The following is a 17,574-nucleotide window of genomic DNA, read 5'->3' as shown; positions in this document are numbered from 1 at the left end:
TCGCGAGCAAGCCCGCCCCCACATTTGATCTACGCCAGCCTCAAGCATGCACCGTGCCTGCTATCATGCGCATCACCTCCCACCGCACAGGATCGCGCCGTTCGCCATGGATTACCGCAAACCCTCCGACCGCAAAAGCATGCACTCGCGCATCGTCCAGGAGTTGGGCATGCAGATTGTTTCCGGGCGCTTCAAGCCGGACGACAAACTGCCACCCGAAACCCTGTTATGCGAGGAGTACGCGGTCAGCCGTCCGGTATTGCGCGAAGCCACCCGCGTGCTGGTGGCCAAGGGGCTGGTGTATTCGCGGCCACGGGTCGGCACGGTGGTCAAGCCACGCAAGGACTGGCACATGCTCGACCCGGATGTGCTGCACTGGCTGATGCAAAGCAGCCCGCAAAATGAGTTTTTCGACCTGCTGACCAGCGTGCGCAGCATCATCGAACCCGCTGCCGCCGCCCTCGCCGCGCAATACGCCACCGACGCGGACATCGCCTCCATCGGCGAAGCCTATCAGCGCATGGAAGCGGCTCCGACGCCGGAGGCCTTGCTGCAACCGGACCTGGATTTCCACAGCCGGATTGCCGATGCGACCCATAACGACTTGCTGGCCAACCTGTGCAACATGCTCTCGGTGGCGATTGCCGAAGCCCTGAAACACTCCAATCAGCGACCGAACCTGCATGAACTGGCGTTGCCACGGCACAAGGCGATTCTCACGGCGATCGAGAATCGCGATGCACTGGGTGCGCGGCATGCGACGCTGGTGCAGCTAGATGACGCGCGCAGTGCGTTGAATGTGGTACTGGGCAGCGATCCTACAAACCAACACTGAACCCTGTGGGTGCGGGCTCGCTCCCACAGGGTGTTTTGTGTGGATCCGCAGATGTAAAAAGCCGCAACCCTTGGGTTGCGGCTTTGTTGTTTGTGCAATCGATCAGTGAGCGAACAGTGAGTTGCCCTTCTGCCCCGCCAGTTTTTCCGGTTTGATCAGGAACCGCGCCAGCGCCGGCAGCAGCCACAGCGCGCCGAACATGTTCCAGAGCAGCATGAAGGTCAGCATCAGGCCCATGTCGGCCTGGAACTTGATCGCCGAGAAGATCCAGGTGCACACACCGATGGCCAGGCACAGCCCCGTGAACAGCACCGCTTTACCGGTGGACTTCAGCGTCTGATAGTACGCCTCCTGCAACGGCAGGCCGGCCCTGAGGAAACTCTCCAGACGGCTGTAGATGTAGATACCGTAGTCCACGCCAATCCCCACGCCCAGCGCCACCACCGGCAAGGTCGCAACTTTCACACCGATCCCCATGAACGCCATCAGGGCGTTGCCCAGCACCGAGGTCAGCACCAGCGGCAGCACGATGCACAGAGTCGCCGCCCAGGAGCGGAAGGTGATCAGGCACATGGTCGCCACGCAGATGTACACCAGGATCAGGATGGTCAGCTCCGACTCCTTGATCACCTCGTTGGTGGCCGCTTCGATCCCGGCGTTACCGGCAGCGAGGATGAACTCCAGGCCGTCCTTGTTGTTTTCCTTGGCGAATTCCTGCACCGCATGCACCGCGCGGTCCAGGGTGGCGGCCTTGTGGTCGTTGAGGAACACCAGCACCGGCGCCAGGGAGCAGCTGTTGTTGTACAGACCATCGGCACGGGCAATAGAGTTGTTCAGCACGTCCGGGTTGCGCGACAGGGTTTCCCATTTCAGGTTGCCCTCGTTCATGCCCTTGATCATCTGCTTGGACACCGTCACCAGCGAGATCGCCGACTGCACGCCCTCGGTGTTCTGCATCTTCCACATCAGCTCGTCGATAGGCGCCATGGCTTCGTAATGCGAACAGCCTTCGTCCTTGGTCTTGACCATCACCACCAGCACGTCGGAACTGGTGGAGTAATTGTTGATGATGAAGTTGTTGTCTTTGTTGTAACGCGAGTCCGGACGCAGTTCCGGCGCGCCCTGGTCGAGGTCGCCGATTTTCAGGTTCTGGCTGTACCAGAGGCCGCCGCCGAAGGCCAACAATGCCAGCACGATGGAAACCGGTGCGACTTTCGGGCTGGCAAAGTTCGACAGCAGACGCCAGAACGGGTGTTCGCGGTGCGCATCTTTTTTGCTGCGCTCGACCGCGCGCTTGCTGATACCGACATAGGAAATCGCCACCGGCAACAGGATCAGGTTGGTGAACACAATCACCGCCACGCCAATGGACGCGCCGATGGCCAGTTCGCGAATCACGCCGATGTCGATGATCAGCAGCGTGATGAAGCCCACCGCGTCCGCCAGAATCGCGATCATCCCCGGCAGGAACAGTTGCCGGAAAGTACGCCGCGCAGCGGTCAAGGCGTTATCCGCCTCGCTGGACTGCAAGGCGATACCGTTGATTTTCTGCACACCGTGGGAAATACCGATGGCAAAGATCAGGAACGGCACCAGCATCGAGTAGGGATCAAGCCCGAAGCCGAAGGCATGCATCAACCCCAGTTGCCAGACCACCGCCACCAGCGTTGTACTCAACACCGCCACGGTGCTGCGCATGCAGTTGGTAAACCAGTACAGCAGAATCAGGGTGATGACGAAGGCGATGCCGAAGAACATCACCACCATCACCAGACCGTCAATCAGGTCGCCGACTTTCTTGGCGAAACCGACGATGTGGATCTTCACGTTGGGGTTTTGTTTTTCGAACTTGTCGCGGATCTTGTCTTCAAGATCGTGGGAGAACTTGCGATAGTCCAGGGCCAGCAACTTGCCCTGGTCCTGCGGATCCGGGTAGGACTCCAGCAGTGGAATATCGACGATGCTCGACTTGAAGTCGTTGGATACCAGCCGCCCGACCTGGCCGGACTTGAGCACGTTGTTACGCAGTTGATCAAGGCTTTCAGGCGAGCCGTCATAGCTCTGCGGGATGACTTCACCGCCAGCAAAGCCCTCCTCCGTCACTTCGGTCCAGCGCACGCTCGGGCTCCATAGCGACTTGAGGCCGGAACGGTCGACGCCGGAAATGTAGAACACCTCGTCGTTGATCTCTCGCAGGGTCTCCATGTATTCCTTGGAGAAGATATCGCCGTCGGTGGCCTCCACCGAGATCCGCACCGTATTGCCCAGGTTCGCCAGGTCATTACGGTGTTCCATCATTTTTTCAATGAATGGATGCTTGAGCGGGATCATTTTTTCAAAACTGGTGGACGGCCGAATCAGCGTCGCCTGCCAGAACAGGAAAATGCTGACCACCAGACAGATGAAGATCACTGCCGGGCGGTTGTTGAAAATCAGGCGCTCAAGGAACGTCGCCTTGTCTTGGTGGTGGCTGCTCATGGATGTCATTTCTCCGCCCTTCTTATTATGTAGCCGGGCTTATTTGCCGAGATCGGCGCCGGTTGGCGAAGTGGCGCGAACGCCGCCCTGTCCTGCCAGAATCAGATTGCCGTTGCCGGCAGCAGTGACCCCCGACACGGAAATCCGGTCCGGGCGGTTGAATATGCTGAACGTTTCACCGTGATCGTTACTGCGGATCACCGAACCGCCGTTGCCGACAATCACGATGGTGCCGTCGTCGAGCAACGTCGCGCCAGACAGGCCAAACTCCAGCGCACCGCGCGCAGCCTTGAGTGCCACCTGCTGCCAGGTGCTGCCGAAATCCGTGGAACGGTAGAGATTGGCGCGCAGCCCATAGGCCAGCAGCGTGTTGGGCTGACCGGTGCCGATCACGCCAAACAGCGAGCCTTCATAGGGGCCCTGAAGTTTTTCCCAGGTCTGTCCCCAGTCGGCCGAGCGGAACATGCTGCCCTGCTCGCCAACGATAAACAGCCCGGCATCCTTGACCGCCCCGATGGCGTTGAGGTGGAACTGATCCGCGTTGTCGAGGCGAGCACTGACATCATCCCAGTGCTTGCCACCGTCGGTGGTTGCCATCAGCGACCCGTAAGCGCCCACGGCAAAGCCGCTGTTGACGTCCTTGAACCAGACATCGAGCAGCGGCGATTCACGTTTCAAATCTTCAAATTGTTTGGTCCAGGTGGCGCCGCCGTCCTCGCTGGCGAGGATTTGCGCGTCATGGCCGACGGCCCAGCCGTGTTTGTCGTCGGCGAAATACACGGCTGTCAGCAGCTGGCGGGTCGGCACTTTCGCCTGGGTCCAGGTCGTGCCCTGATCATCGGAGTACAGGATATGCCCGCGATCCCCGACCGCCACTAACCGGGGACCGGCGTGGACAACATCGAGCATCAGGCTTTTGACCGCCATGGCGGATGCGACGGCATACACCCCCTCGGTCGCTGGCGCATCAGCGGCCAGTACCGGCGCCGACAATACGGCACAGCCCAACAGCGAGAGCGCTGTAGCCAGCAACGCAAATGTGCGCAGTGCCGGCGGGCGGCAACGGCCCATACCCATGACAGGCTCACTCATAGACCTTCCCCCATTATTATTGTTAGGTCGTTCAACCTTTCAGGGCGCCGTTCGGGTACTCGTGGTAACTGACGGGTCAGGAGCATAGTCCTGAAACCCGCAATCCAGAGCCCCTTCGGTAGCTGACTTATCCTATCGGGGTTTCGAATCGTCTGACAATCGATGGAGCGTTATCTTTTGTTAACCATGGGGGGTGGGGTTGGGATTTGTGTACATATCCATTTTTGCGGTAACGGCCGCTTATGGTTTCGCTCTTACAGCGACTCACTTTTCCAGACGCCGGAATGCCGGCCCAGCGGGAAGTAAGCCAAAAGGGTTTGGGTCTGTATCCATTGCTGCGGTAACGGCTTCATATGGTTTCGCTCTTACAGCGACTCGCTTTTCCAAACGCCGGAATGCCGGCCCAGCGGGAAGTAAGCAAAAGGGTTTGGGTGTGTGTCCATTGCTGCGGTAACGGCTTCATATGGTTTCGCTCTTACAGCGACTCGCTTTTCCAGACGCCGGAATGCCGGCCCAGCGGGAAGTAAGCAAAAGGGTTTGGGTGTGTGTCCATTGCTGCGGTAACGGCTTCATATGGTTTCGCTCTTACAGCGACTCACTTTTCCAGACGCCGGAATGCCGGCCCAGCGGGAAGTAAGCAAAAGGGTTGGGGTGTGCATCCATTGCTGCGGTAACGGCTTCATATGGTTTCGCTCTTACAGCGACTCGCTTTCCAGACGCCGGAATGCCGGCCCAGCGGGAAGTAAGCAAAAGGGTTTGGGTGTGTATCCATTGCTGCGGTAACGGCTTCATATGGTTTCGCTCTTACAGCGACTCACTTTTCCAGACGCCGAAAAGTAAGCAAAAGGCTTCGCCCCGGCGTACGGCACCTCGCCTGGGCTCGGTGTTCCCTCGCTACGGTGTCCATCAGGGGGCATCGCCTACGGTCTGCTTCGCGACGACCTCCTCTCGATGTGTGCGGCTTCGCCGCACGGCGCTTCGCGCCTAACCCCCTGATGAACACCTACGCTCGGCCTGCCGAAGGGGCGAGAGATCAAAAGCAGGATCAAGATCACAAGCCAACAGCAAAAGCCACAACCACAGCCACAGCCACAGCCACAGCCACAGCCAGATCAAAAGATCGCAGCCTTCGGCAGCTCCGGGGCGAGTACATTCGCAAGGGATTGGTCGGCTGGCCTCCTGTGGGAGCGAGCCTGCTCGCGATTGCGATGGGTCAGGCACATTGATGCTGGATGTGCTGCCATCTTCGCGAGCGGGCTCGCTCCCACAATTGGATCGAGTACATTCGGGAGGGGTTGGATGGCTGGCAGGCCGTCATCGCAGGCAAGCCAGCTCCCACAGTTTGGACCGGGTGCATCGGGAAGGGGTTGGGTGGCTGTCGGGCCGCCATCGCAGGCAAGCCAGCTCCCGCAGTTTGGACCGGGTACATTAGGGAGGGGTTGGGTGGCTGTCGGGCCGCCTTCGCAGGCAAGCCAGCTCCCACAGTTTGGATCGGGTGCATCCGGGGGAGATTGGTCGGCTGTCAGGCCGCCTTCGCAGGCAAGCCAGCTCCCACAGTTGGACTGAGTGCATCAGGGAGAGATTGGTCGGCTGTCAGGCCGTCTTCGCAGGCGAGCCAGCTCCCACAGTTGGACTGGGTGCATCAGGGAGAGATTGGTCGGCTGGCAGGCCGCCTTCGCAGGCAAGCCAGCTCCCACAGTTTGGACCGGGTGCATCGGGAAGGGGTTGGGTGGCTGTCGGGCCGCCATCGCAGGCAAGCCAGCTCCCGCAGTTTGGACTGGGTGCATCAGGGAGATATTGGTCGGCTGTCAGGCCGTCTTCGCAGGCGAGCCAGCTCCCACAGTTTGGACTGGGTGCATCAGGGAGATATTGGTCGGCTGTCAGGCCGCCTTCGCGAGCAGGCTCGCTCCCACAGAAAAACAAAAACAAAAACAGATCGGCGTACACCCTGCCCTTCACCACTCAACAGGCCGAGCGTTAGCTCGCCTGCAGCTCTTGATCTACCCGCCCCTTCGGGAGGCCGAGTGGAGGTGTTTATCTGGGGGTGGGCGCGTAGCGCCGTGCGGCGCAGCCGCACACATCGAGAGGAGGTCGTCGCGAAGCAGACCGTAGGCGATGCCCCCAGATGAATACCGGAGCGAGGGAACACCGAGCCCAGGCGAGGTGCCGTACGCTCGGGGCGAGACTTTTTGGTTCCTTTTGTGGCGTTTGACAAAAGGGACTCGCCGTAAGGGCGAAACCCCAAGCCGCCGTTACCGCAGCAACGGATATACACAAAAAAACCCAAGAACATGGTCGGCCCGAAGGCCGCCATCGCAGGCAAGCCAGCTCCCACCGGTGTACACCAGCAAGAGACAGGCCGGCTATCAGGCCGCCTTCGCGAGCAAGCCAGCTCCCACAGGATTAACCTGAAGGAGCAAGGCCAACCTCAGGCCAGGCTCTTGCTGACCACCTCAAACACATCACTCGACAACTGACCCGAAGCACGAATCCGCTCCAGCTCACCCTTCATCAACGCCTGACGAGCGCTGTCGTATTTGCGCCAGCGCGTCAGCGGCGCCAACTGCCGAGAAGCAATCTGCGGATTGAACCCGTTCAGCTCAATCACCAGATCCGCCAGGAAGCGATACCCGGAACCGTCGGCCGCATGGAAGTTGATCAGGTTCTGCCCGGCAAACGCACCGACCAGCGCCCGCACCTTGTTCGGATTCTTGATGTTGAACGCCGGATGCTCCATCAACTGACGAACCCGCGCCAAACCACCCGGCAAGGTGCTGCCCGCCTGCACACTGAACCACTGATCCATGACCAGCGGATTATCCTTGAAGTGCTCGGCGAAACTGCCCAGAGCCTTGGCCTTGTCCTCTTCGAACGGTGAATTCACCAGCACCGCCAGGGCCGTCAGGCGCTCGGTCATGTTGTCGCTGGTCTCGAACTGCTCCAGCGTCGCCGCCAACACTTCAGCCTTGCCACTGAGCATCAGGTACGACAGCGCAATGTTCTGCAACGCGCGACGCGCGAAATGCTCGGCTTCGGCCACATACGGGGTTTTCTTCGACAGATCGCGATTGGCCTGATAACGCAGCCACAGCGCCTCGAACAAACCTTCAGCCAGTTGTTTGCGGGCAAACTCGCGAGCAATGTGAATCGCGTCAACGTCAGCCACTTCGCTGATTTCGGTCAGATACGCCTCACCCGGCAGCGAGAGCATTTCCGCGACCATGGCCTGATCCAGCGTGTCGTCGGACAGCACTGTGCGCAGAGCCGAAATCAGCCGCTGATCCAGCACCAGCTTCTCGCCTTTCTGCTGCTGGGCAATCAGTTCTTGCAGCACCAGCACCGACAGTTGCTGGCCGGCATCCCAGCGGTTGAAGCCGTCGCTGTCATGCTGCATCAGGAACATCAATTGATCGCGGCTGTACGGGAAGCTCAGTTTCACCGGCGCCGAGAAACCACGCAGCAAGGACGGCAGTGGCTGTTCAGTGATGTCGGCGAATACAAAAGTCTGCTCGGCTTCAGTTACCGATATCACTCGCGAAGTGCCCTGCGCAACGGTTTCACCGGACAGGCGCAAGGCAATCGCCGCGCCCTTGGAATCGAGCAGGCCAAGCTCCACCGGAATCAAGAACGGCCGTTTTTCAACCTTGTCCGGCGTTTCCGGACAGCTCTGACGGAAGGTCAGGCTGTAGGTTTTTGCGGTTGCGTCATAGGACTCGCTCACCGCCAGCCGTGGCGTGCCGGCCTGGCTGTACCAGCGCTTGAACTGCGTCAGGTCGACACCGTTGGCGTCTTCCATGGCCTTGATGAAGTCGTCGCAGGTCACGGCCTGGCCGTCGTGGCGGTCGAAGTACAGGTCGCTGCCTTTGCGAAAGCCCTCAGCACCGAGCAAAGTGTGGATCATGCCGACCACTTCCGAGCCCTTTTCGTACACGGTCAGGGTGTAGAAGTTGGAAATCTCGATGAAGCTGTCCGGGCGCACGGCGTGGGCCATGGGACCTGCGTCTTCGGCAAACTGGTGGGTGCGCAGGTACGCCACGTCCTGGATACGTTTGACCGTCGCCGAGTTCATGTCGGCGGAGAAGCCGGAGTCACGGAACACGGTGAAGCCTTCCTTGAGCGACAACTGGAACCAGTCGCGGCAGGTCACACGGTTGCCCGACCAGTTGTGGAAGTACTCGTGGGCGACGATGGCCTCGACCCGCTGGTGCGCAGCGTCGGTGGCGGTTTCGGCGCGGGCCAGCACGGCGCTGGAGTTGAAGATGTTGAGGCCCTTGTTCTCCATGGCGCCCATGTTGAAGTCGTTGACAGCCACGATCATGAAGATGTCCAGGTCGTATTCACGGCCATAGACTTCTTCGTCCCAGCGCATCGACTTCTTCAGGCTGTTCATCGCGTGCTGGCACTTGTCGATGTTTTCCGGCTCGACGTAGATGCGCAGCGCCACGCAGCGCTCGGTCATGGTGGTGAACGTGTCTTCGACGCACCACAGGTCACCGGCCACCAGCGCAAACAGGTACGCCGGTTTCTTGAACGGGTCTTCCCAGGTCGCCCAGTGCCGGCCGTCTTCACCGGGGCCCGAAGCAATCGGGTTACCGTTGGAAAGCAGGATCGGGTAGCTGTGCTGCTCGGCGACCACGGTGGTGGTGAACGTGCTCATCACGTCCGGGCGGTCGAGGTAATAGGTGATCTTGCGAAAGCCCTCGGCCTCGCACTGGGTGCAGAACATCGTGCCGGATTTGTACAGGCCTTCCAGCGCGGTATTTGTTTGCGGGTGGATCCTGACGCTGGTGTCGACCGTGAAGCTGGTGCTGGTCGGGTGCAGGGTCAGGTGGTTCTCGGTCAACTGATAGTCAGCGGCGCTCAACTCGTTATCGGCCAGCGTGACCGACAGCAACTCCAGTTGCTGGCCGTCCAGTACCAGCGGTGGCAAACCGGGGCCACGCTCGGGGTTGCGGCGCATCACCAGTTGCGCATGGACCAGGCTGTGGTCCTCGAACAACTCGAAGGTCAGGTGCGTCTCGTCGATCAGGTACTCGGGCGCCTGATAGTCCTTCAGGTAAATCATCTTCGGTTGTTCGGTGCGCATGCTGGAGTCCTTACTGATGCACGGCGAGCTGGTAAGCCGTGTATTTACGAATATTGATCACGCCGGTGTCGAAGATCAGGTATTGGCCTTTGATCCCCAGTAGCGTGCCTTCGGCAATCGGGTTCTTGTCCAGGTTGAAGCTGACGATCTTGGCCGGGTATTGCTCGACCGGATAGCGGATTTCGAGCGGTTCGACATCGGCAATCGTCTGGATGGCCTGTAGGCCGAATCGTTCCTGCAACCCTTGCAGGCCTTCGGCGCAGCTGTCGAACAGTTGATCGCGAACCTCGGCCAGATTCACCGACACCGCGTCGCCCTTGAGTAAAGCACGCCAGTTGGTTTTGTCCGCCACTTGACTGCGAAACAGGTCTTCGACGAACCCCGACTGCTGACGGGTGGCAACGCGCATGATTGGCAGCGCCTGGCTCGCACCCTGGTCGAGCCAGCGGGTCGGCAATTGGGTGGCGCGCGTGATGCCGACCTTGATCCCTGACGAGTTGGCCAGGTACACCACGTGGTCGGTCATGCAGAACTGCTCGCCCCACGCTGGATCACGGCAGGTGCCAGCGTCGTAGTGGCAGCGTTCCGGGCTCATGATGCACAGGTCGCACTGCGCCAGCTTGGTCATGCACGGGTAGCAATAACCCTGGCTGAAACTGGTCTTGGTCTTGCGCCCGCAATGGGTGCAATGGATCGCCCCCAGGTATTCCAGACGAATCGTCGTGCCGATCAACGGATTGACCGGTACCTCGACGTCGTCCAGACGAAACGCGTACTGCACGTTCGGCCCGTCCAGGCGCGCCGACATTTTGCTGATTGCACCGCGGCCAATCTCGATCAATGGATGGCATCCGACTTGAACAGGATATTGGGCACAGGCGCCGACTTGGAGCTGCACTCCTGCGGGCCCATGTAGCCGGTGCGTTCTTCCTCGGGCAGGTTCTGGATTTCCCAGGCGATCATCGCTTGCAGCGACAATTCACGCTGCTCGGCGGTGAGTTTGCCACCGTCGGACCATTTGCCGATTTCCACTGCCAGTTTCAGGCTCTCGTAGATATCGGGGGTGATGTTTTTGATCATTTCGCTAAAAGAGGACATCAGGGTCTCCGTGCTCTTTATTACATGACGGTTTTAGGCGGCAGTTTACGGCGATTGTACAAACCACCCAACAAACCGGTGAAGCAGCCGATGAGCAACCCGCTGACGTGGGCGGCGTTGGCGATCTGGCCGAAGCCGATCATCGACACCAGCCCGGACAGGCACAGCAGCAGCCAGACCAGCATCATCACCAGCACGCCGCGCGGCAGGCGATAAGCAGGGTTTGGCGACAGCAGCTGGAAGATCCAGCAGTGCCCGAGCAAGCCGTACAGCACGCCGGACAAGCCACCGAACAGTGTCGGACCACTGAAATAATACTGGGCGTAGTTGGACACCAGGCTGAACAGCAACGTCAGGCCGATCAGGTTGATACTGCCCTGGCGCGACTCGATACGCCGCCCCAGCTCCCAGTACCACATGCCGTTCATGGCCAGGTGCAGGATGCCGAAGTGGATCAGCATCGGCGTCACCAGACGCCACCACTGCCCCGCCGCCAGGCTGTCGGCCAGTGGTGTGAAATGGATGTACTCGCCGACGACGCGGAAATCGAGGAAAGTCAGCCAGCGCATGGTGTCGAGGTTGTCACCCAGCAGCGTCACCGCGCCGACGATGATGCTCAGCAGCAACACCAGCGCCGTCGCCCGCGCATAGCGCAGTTGTTCGACAAAGCCGGGGCGACGCAGGGTTTGCGCCACCGGGATGTCCAGTTGCTGATCGGGGTCACCGGCCGGGAAACGCTCGTACAACGTACGAACATCCTCGCTGATGTTGTCCGGCACCCACAGCACCTGCTCGCCCGCCTCTTCGCTGATGCGATGGGGCACCTGCATGCGTTGCAGCAGTTTGACGAACCCACTCAGGTCTACGGTCAATGGCAAGCGCAACACGGCCACGGTACTCATTGCAGCACCTCCGGCCGTTCAACATCGACCCAGACGAATTTATGCGGATCGAGACGGGTTTCCTGATCCAGGCGATAGGCCACCAGCTTGCCGTAGAGCACCGCGCTGTAATCCAGACAGGCCAGGTTCGGGCGGATCGGCACCGGTTTGCCGCTGCGCCAGTAATGGCCGACGAACAGCAACGGCTCTTCGGCGCCGTAGCGCAGCAAGGTGTTTTTCTCGGTGGATGACAGCGGCGTGCGGGCCACCGGCTCAGGCAAGGCGTCGGGCTGGAACACAATGTCTCCGTAGGTTTGCGGGTCGTCTTCCCAGAATTTGGTGCGGAAGAACGAACGCGTCAGGCCATCGCCGCTGGTCATGGTCAGGCCATGGGGCAGTCGCATGTCGGTGCCGCGCAGCAAGCGGTCGAACACGGTGCAGGCAAAGCTGCCCGGCACGGCGGAGGCCTGGAGGAAATGTTCGTCGATGCAGCCGTTGGCGAACAGCCCGCGCAACGGTTCGATCAGGCCGGCATCCCAACAGGCATGCACCACCCGGAAGCGCCCGGCATCGACGAACAGCGGCAACTCGTAGAACCAGTGCAGAAAGTCGTGCCAGTCCGCCGGATGGTCCTCGAATTGGGTCAGGGTTTCGTTGAGCAATCGGGCGTGGCGCGGCGTGTGTTCGCGCACGAACTGCTGGCCGCTGCCGGGCGGTGCCGGCGTGCTCCAACCCAGGGCATTGAATTCATGGTTGCCCATGATGCACAGCGCCTGGCCGGCCTCGACCATGTCGTGGACGATGTGCAGCGCTTCGCGAATTCGCGGGCCACGGTCGATGATGTCACCGACGAACACCGCCATACGCGACGGATGCCGCCATACGCCAGCTTGTTTGTGATAACCGAGTCGGTCGAGCAAATGCTCAAGGGTCAGAGCGCAACCGTGCACGTCACCGATCAGGTCGTAGCTACGCGCGGGATCGAGCATCAGTCGCCTCCACCGCCCAGCCGGCTGCCCCAGCCGAGCTTGGTCCGGCAGACTTCGTAGTAGTTGTGATCGAGCGGGTGGATCAGCCGCAGTTTCTGGGCTTTTTTGCTGACCGTGATGGTATCGCCCGGCGCGCAGGTGAAGTGGTTCTGGCCGTCACAGGAGACTTGCGGGTAGATCTGCATATCCTTGGACACGACGATTTTCAGCTCACTATTACCGTCGACCACAATTGGCCTACCTGACAAGGTATGGGGGTACATCGGCACAATCACAATAGCGTCGAGCTTGGGATGCATGATCGGGCCGCCCGCCGACAGCGCATAAGCGGTCGAACCGGTGGGTGTGGCGACGATCAGGCCGTCGGCCTTCTGGCTGCAGACGAACTGGCCGTCGATGTACAGCTCGAATTCGATCATCCGCGTCGACTTGCCAGGGTGCAGCACCACATCGTTCAGCGCGTCTCCCTGGCCGATGGCCTCGGCGTGGCGGCGGACTTCGGCTTGCAACAGGAAGCGGTTCTCCACCAGATAGTGGCCGTCCAGCACTTCGGCGACTTTGACTTCCAGCTCGTCGGGACGAATGTCGGTCAGGAAACCCAGGCTGCCACGGTTGATCCCCAGCACCGGGATATTGTGTCGGGCCAGGGCGCGGGCGGCGCCGAGCAGGCTGCCGTCACCGCCGACCACGATCACCATGTCGCAGACTTCGCCGAGCATCTTGCGCGACGAGGTTTGCAGGCCGTGGCCCGGCAGCACTTCGGCGATGGTGTCTTCGAGGATCACGTGCAGGTGACGATCGAGCAGAAACCGTTTCAGTCGGCGGACGGTATCCAGCACCTGCGAACTGCCCAGGCGACCGATGATGCCGATATTACGAAATTGCTCCATGGTTTTCCTATCAGTGTGCGGGTCTGCGACGGCGAAAAGCACGATTATGGGCGAAAGCGCGGGATAGACAAAATCCTTTCAGCCACAAGGATGCAGCCGCGTTTCGGGCTATGCTCGCACAATGATCCTATTTCCCGAGCTGCTCCAGCTACCCCACCAGTTGCGCCACCCTGAAGTGCGCGACCTGGCCTGGGTCATCCTCGCCCCGCCAATGCTCAGTGAAACCCCGTGGCCGCAGCGCCATCCGCTGACCGGCAGCGACTGGGTGCAGGCCCCGGAACGGCTGGAACACTGGCTGCGGCAACTGGACCGCGACAGTTACGACTTGTTGCACTGGCTGGCGCAGGCCCGTACCCGGCGCCTGGGGCTGTATTACGAACGGCTGTGGCAGTACGCGGTGCGCCATGCGCCGGGCATCGAGCTGATTGCCGCCAACCTGCCGATCCGCCGTGAGGGCCACACCCTGGGCGAGCTGGACATGCTGCTGCGCGACCGCGACGGCGTGCACCATCTGGAGCTGGCGATCAAGCTCTATCTCGGCCCGCAAAACGGCGACGGGCACGACTCGGCGCTATGGCTGGGCCCCGGTTGCCATGACCGGCTGGACCGCAAACTGGCGCACTTGAGCCAGCATCAATTGCCGATTTCCGCCCGCCCGGAAAGCCGCGAAGCGCTGGCGGCGCTGGATATCCAGCAGTTCAGCGCACAGTTGTGGCTGGGCGGTTATCTGCTGTACCCGTGGCCGGGGCAGTCCGAATCCCCCCATGGCGCCCATCCGCAGCATTTGCGTGGCAGTTGGTTGCATCAAAAGGATTGGGCGAAGTTTGTCGTGCAGCGCCCGCCCGGTCGCTGGCAGCCCCTGCCCCGCCACGCGTGGCTGGCACCGGCGCATTATCCCCAGGAACAGACCTGGAATGCCGGACAGCTGCAAACCTGGCTGAATGAACTGGAACCGCAAGCACCGGCGCAGTTGATGGTGCGCCTGATCGAGAATGCCGAGGGGGATTGGGAAGAGGCGGAGCGCTTGTTCCTGGTGGCGGATCTTTGGCCGAATGTGCCGGGTTCTGGTTGATACCTTTGTAGTGACTGAACTGGCCCTTTCGCGAGCAAGCTCGCTCCCACAGGGGATCTATGTCGGGCAAAAATCATGTGCCCGGCACAAAACCAATGTGGGAGCGAGCTTGCTCGCGAAGGGGCGACTCGGTCTAAACACTCAACCGCAATGCCAGGGCCGCCAACGTCACCAGCAACACCGGCACCGTCAACACAATCCCCACCTTGAAGTAATACCCCCAACCAATCCGGATATTCTTGCGCTCCAGCACGTGCAGCCACAGCAAGGTGGCCAGGCTGCCAATCGGGGTGATCTTCGGGCCCAGGTCGCTGCCGATCACGTTGGCATACACCATTGCCTCCTTGATCACACCCGTGGCCTGGCTCGCATCGATCGACAGCAACCCGATCAACACCGTCGGCAAGTTGTTCATGATCGACGACAGCAACGCCATCAGCAGCCCCGTGCCCATGGCCGCGCCCCACACGCCATACCCGGCGAAGCCGTCCAGCCACCCTGCCAGATAACCGGTGAGCCCGGCGTTACGCAGGCCGTAGACCACCAGGTACATGCCCAACGAGAAAATCACGATGTGCCACGGCGCGCCCTTCATCACCTTGCGCGTGGAAATCCTGTGCCCGTGGCCGGCGATGGCCAGCAGCAATACCGCGCAGACGGCGCAAATGGCACTGATCGGAATGCCCAGCGGCTCGAGCGCAAAACACCCGAGCAAAAGAATCACCAACACCGCCCAGCCGGCGTAAAACGTAGCCTTGTCGTGGATGGCGCTGGCCGGCTCGTCCAGCTGTCCGGGGTCGTAGGTGGCCGGAATGTCCCGGCGAAAAAACCACATCAGCACCGCCAGGGTCGCCGCCACGCTCACCAGATTGACCGGAATCATCACCGCCGCATAACGGTTGAAACCAATGTGAAAGAAGTCGGCGGACACGATGTTCACCAGATTCGACACCACCAGCGGCAGGCTCGCGGTGTCGGCAATAAAACCGGCACCCATGACGAAGGCCAGCGTCGCCGCCGGCGAGAATCGTAGCGCCAGCAACATGGAAATAACGATGGGGGTGAGAATCAATGCTGCGCCGTCATTGGCAAACAGCGCCGACACCAGCGCACCCAGCAGCACCATAAAGGCAAACAGCTTGCGCCCACTGCCCTGCCCCCATCGCGCCACATGCAGCGCCGCCCAGGCGAACAAGCCGGCCTCGTCCAGCAACAGGCTGATAATAATCAGCGCCACGAAAGTGCCGGTCGCGTTCCAGATGATCTGCCACACCACCGGGATATCGCCCAGGTGCACCACGCCGAACAACAACGCCAGCGCCGCGCCGAACAGCGCACTCCAGCCGACGCCCAGGCCCTTGGGTTGCCAGATCACCAAGGTGATGGTCAGCAAAAAAATCAACGACGCAGTCAGCATGCCTGGCAGCCCTGGAATATTTCACGATGAACGATCGGCGCTAGGCCCCCAGCAACAGAGTAACGGGCCGGGGCGATAATTCCTGCGGGACAGATAAAAATTCTGTGCTTGATGAACATCCAATGTGGGAGCGAGCAGGCTCGCTCCCACAGAAGGGGGATTTGTGTTGAAGCTGGGATTAGAGCTTGATCACATGCCCCTCGACCGGCGCAATCTGCCCATGGAACAACCGGGAGATGACGTCCTGCGCGGCCTCATAACCTTCGCTCTCAACCACTTCCAGCAGTGGATTGGCCGTCGCGGTCAGCAGTTGGTAGAACCGCTGCAAGCCGTCGCCGATATGCTGGCTGACCTGTTCCGGCCCCCACTCGGCATTACGTTTGCGAATCTGGATCGGCGCAAAAAAGAACACCGGCTGCGGGCCTTCGATGGCGCTCAGTCTGGCTTTTGCGGTGCTTTGAGCAGAGCCGGCGAAACAGCTGTAGATCAATTGACCGGCAAAATGCTGATGCACGCGGTCGCGTAACTCCAGATCACCGGAAAAATCCACATAGAGGGTCGGACGATCCTTCGCCAGACGGGTCAGTTCGGCGTAGGACACCGTCCGCTCGTAACAGCCCAGCGATTCGACAAAAGCGGTGTTGGTCGCCGAGGTCAGCGCCACTCGCTCTATGTCCGGGTAATTGTCCAGGCAGATTGCCGTGCCATACGCCGTCTTGCTCGACGCACTGGAAAACACCACTCGGGTCGCGCCAAAAAATTGCTTGTCCTGAAGAAAATCCGCCAGCATTGCAGAGGTCAGGAACAGTGGTTTGAGCAAAATCTGCATATTTTCGGTGGCAGGGCTGTAGTACGAATCGGAGCTGCAACGGCTGTATTGGTTGTAGGCCGAGGTCAGTCCCTGCCGGTGGTCGGCAGCGTCATAGAAACCCCTTTCAGTAATGCGCTCCGGACGCATCCACAGATGACTGGCAAGCGGGAAATAACCGTAAAACCGCTCACCGACGGCAACGCCAACAACGTCCGAGGCCACGACATCGGCAAAGCCCCAGGCCGGAATGTGGCCCCAATCTGCTAACCCTGTAGGAAAAAAGCCCCAATAGTTCATCGAGTCGCCATAAGCGGCATAGGTAATGTTATTGGTGGTCAGTGCACAGCGATCAATCTTCAGGACCACCTCGCCAGCGGCCGGTACCAGCGAGCGTCGCTGGCGCTCGATGCGGCTCTGATCAAGGGCGTTTTTGCGGGTGATCAGCCGTGTTACGGTGCCCATGCTTGGCATTTCAAAATTCCTGCTGCGAGTGATTGGCGCGTAGCACCAGAGTAATGGCTATCGATGAAGAACCGGTTCGGAAATACCCGAGGCAGTACATCGCCCCTCAACCCGCGCGCCAAGCCGCTGAAAAGACCGACTCAGGCCCGGGCGATGTCCGGCAACCGCTGTTCAACCATGAGGTTATGCTGATAGAGCACCAATTCGTCGAGCCCGAACATCACCGCAGGGCGTTCGAGGAGTTATCAAAAAAATGGCAGGAAGCCTTTGCTGCCTGTCGCGACCTGCCTGCACGGCCGTCGCAAACGACCATCGATGCCTGGGTGATCATGGCCTGGGGTGGCCGGCGTTATTGTGTGACCGTACAACTGGCGGCGCCACAAACCGCCGCCTGGTTGTCGGAGTTCGAAACAATGATCTGTAGCCGACTCGGTCAATAATGTGGGTGCGGGTGTGCTCCCTT

The 17,574-nt window shown here is 60.4% G+C and carries 13 protein-coding genes; 3 read left to right on the top strand and 10 right to left on the bottom strand.

Features of this window, described 5'->3' with window-relative positions; translation table 11 throughout:
- Nucleotides 1-106: 106 nt before the first annotated feature.
- Complete coding sequence (locus tag POF45_RS29075; RefSeq protein WP_259502606.1) at nucleotides 107-835, top strand: FadR/GntR family transcriptional regulator; 729 nt, start codon at nucleotides 107-109, stop codon at nucleotides 833-835.
- 102 nt (nucleotides 836-937) lie between these two features.
- Here the strand turns inward: POF45_RS29075 and POF45_RS29070 are convergent, their stop codons facing one another.
- The 8 genes from POF45_RS29070 to POF45_RS29035 all read right to left on the bottom strand — a co-directional run bounded on the left by POF45_RS29070 (nucleotide 938) and on the right by POF45_RS29035 (nucleotide 13,349).
- On the bottom strand, nucleotides 938-3,313 hold the full coding sequence (locus POF45_RS29070; protein ID WP_409077933.1) for an efflux RND transporter permease subunit: 2,376 nt from the start codon (nucleotides 3,311-3,313) through the stop codon (nucleotides 938-940).
- 39 nt (nucleotides 3,314-3,352) lie between these two features.
- Nucleotides 3,353-4,405, bottom strand: a complete 1,053-nt coding sequence (locus tag POF45_RS29065; protein ID WP_282317357.1) for a WD40/YVTN/BNR-like repeat-containing protein — start codon at nucleotides 4,403-4,405, stop codon at nucleotides 3,353-3,355.
- A 2,428-nt stretch (nucleotides 4,406-6,833) separates the two neighbouring features.
- Entirely contained in the window at nucleotides 6,834-9,491 is a 2,658-nt protein-coding gene (gene pepN / locus POF45_RS29060) for an aminopeptidase N (protein ID WP_259502602.1), read from the bottom strand.
- Between the two features lie 10 nt (nucleotides 9,492-9,501).
- Entirely contained in the window at nucleotides 9,502-10,332 is an 831-nt protein-coding gene (locus tag POF45_RS29055) for a DUF2797 domain-containing protein (RefSeq protein ID WP_259502601.1), read from the bottom strand.
- Nucleotides 10,329-10,589, bottom strand: coding sequence for a YeaC family protein (locus POF45_RS29050; protein WP_259502600.1), 261 nt, complete (start codon nucleotides 10,587-10,589; stop codon nucleotides 10,329-10,331). The genes POF45_RS29055 and POF45_RS29050 overlap by 4 nt, the downstream gene beginning before the upstream one ends.
- Before the next feature lie 20 nt (nucleotides 10,590-10,609).
- On the bottom strand, nucleotides 10,610-11,491 hold the full coding sequence (locus POF45_RS29045; RefSeq protein ID WP_259502599.1) for a rhomboid family intramembrane serine protease: 882 nt from the start codon (nucleotides 11,489-11,491) through the stop codon (nucleotides 10,610-10,612).
- Nucleotides 11,488-12,462, bottom strand: coding sequence for a metallophosphoesterase (locus POF45_RS29040; protein ID WP_409077956.1), 975 nt, complete (start codon nucleotides 12,460-12,462; stop codon nucleotides 11,488-11,490). The genes POF45_RS29045 and POF45_RS29040 overlap by 4 nt, the downstream gene beginning before the upstream one ends.
- Complete coding sequence (locus tag POF45_RS29035; RefSeq protein WP_162436772.1) at nucleotides 12,459-13,349, bottom strand: NAD(+) kinase; 891 nt, start codon at nucleotides 13,347-13,349, stop codon at nucleotides 12,459-12,461. The genes POF45_RS29040 and POF45_RS29035 overlap by 4 nt, the downstream gene beginning before the upstream one ends.
- Nucleotides 13,350-13,470: 121 nt before the next feature.
- Here POF45_RS29035 and POF45_RS29030 point away from each other — a divergent pair, with 121 nt between their 5' ends.
- Nucleotides 13,471-14,421: a DUF1853 family protein gene (locus POF45_RS29030; RefSeq protein ID WP_259502596.1), complete on the top strand. Its 951-nt coding sequence runs from the start codon at nucleotides 13,471-13,473 to the stop codon at nucleotides 14,419-14,421.
- Between the two features lie 133 nt (nucleotides 14,422-14,554).
- On the opposite strand, the gene POF45_RS29025 is transcribed toward POF45_RS29030, so the two are convergent.
- Complete coding sequence (locus POF45_RS29025) at nucleotides 14,555-15,838, bottom strand: arsenic transporter (RefSeq protein WP_259502595.1); 1,284 nt, start codon at nucleotides 15,836-15,838, stop codon at nucleotides 14,555-14,557.
- A 178-nt stretch (nucleotides 15,839-16,016) separates the two neighbouring features.
- Nucleotides 16,017-17,120, bottom strand: a complete 1,104-nt coding sequence (locus tag POF45_RS29020; RefSeq protein WP_282317355.1) for a DUF2855 family protein — start codon at nucleotides 17,118-17,120, stop codon at nucleotides 16,017-16,019.
- 176 nt (nucleotides 17,121-17,296) lie between these two features.
- On the opposite strand from POF45_RS29020, the gene POF45_RS29015 reads away from it, so the two are divergent.
- Complete coding sequence (locus tag POF45_RS29015; protein ID WP_282317354.1) at nucleotides 17,297-17,551, top strand: hypothetical protein; 255 nt, start codon at nucleotides 17,297-17,299, stop codon at nucleotides 17,549-17,551.
- The last annotated feature ends 23 nt before the right edge of the window (nucleotides 17,552-17,574 follow it).

The sequence above is a fragment of the Pseudomonas fungipugnans genome, from assembly GCF_029955235.1.
Taxonomy (GTDB): Bacteria; Pseudomonadota; Gammaproteobacteria; order Pseudomonadales; family Pseudomonadaceae; genus Aquipseudomonas; species Aquipseudomonas fungipugnans.
The sequence above is the reverse complement of the archived record's forward strand: the minus strand, read 5'-3'. Positions and strand labels throughout refer to the sequence as shown.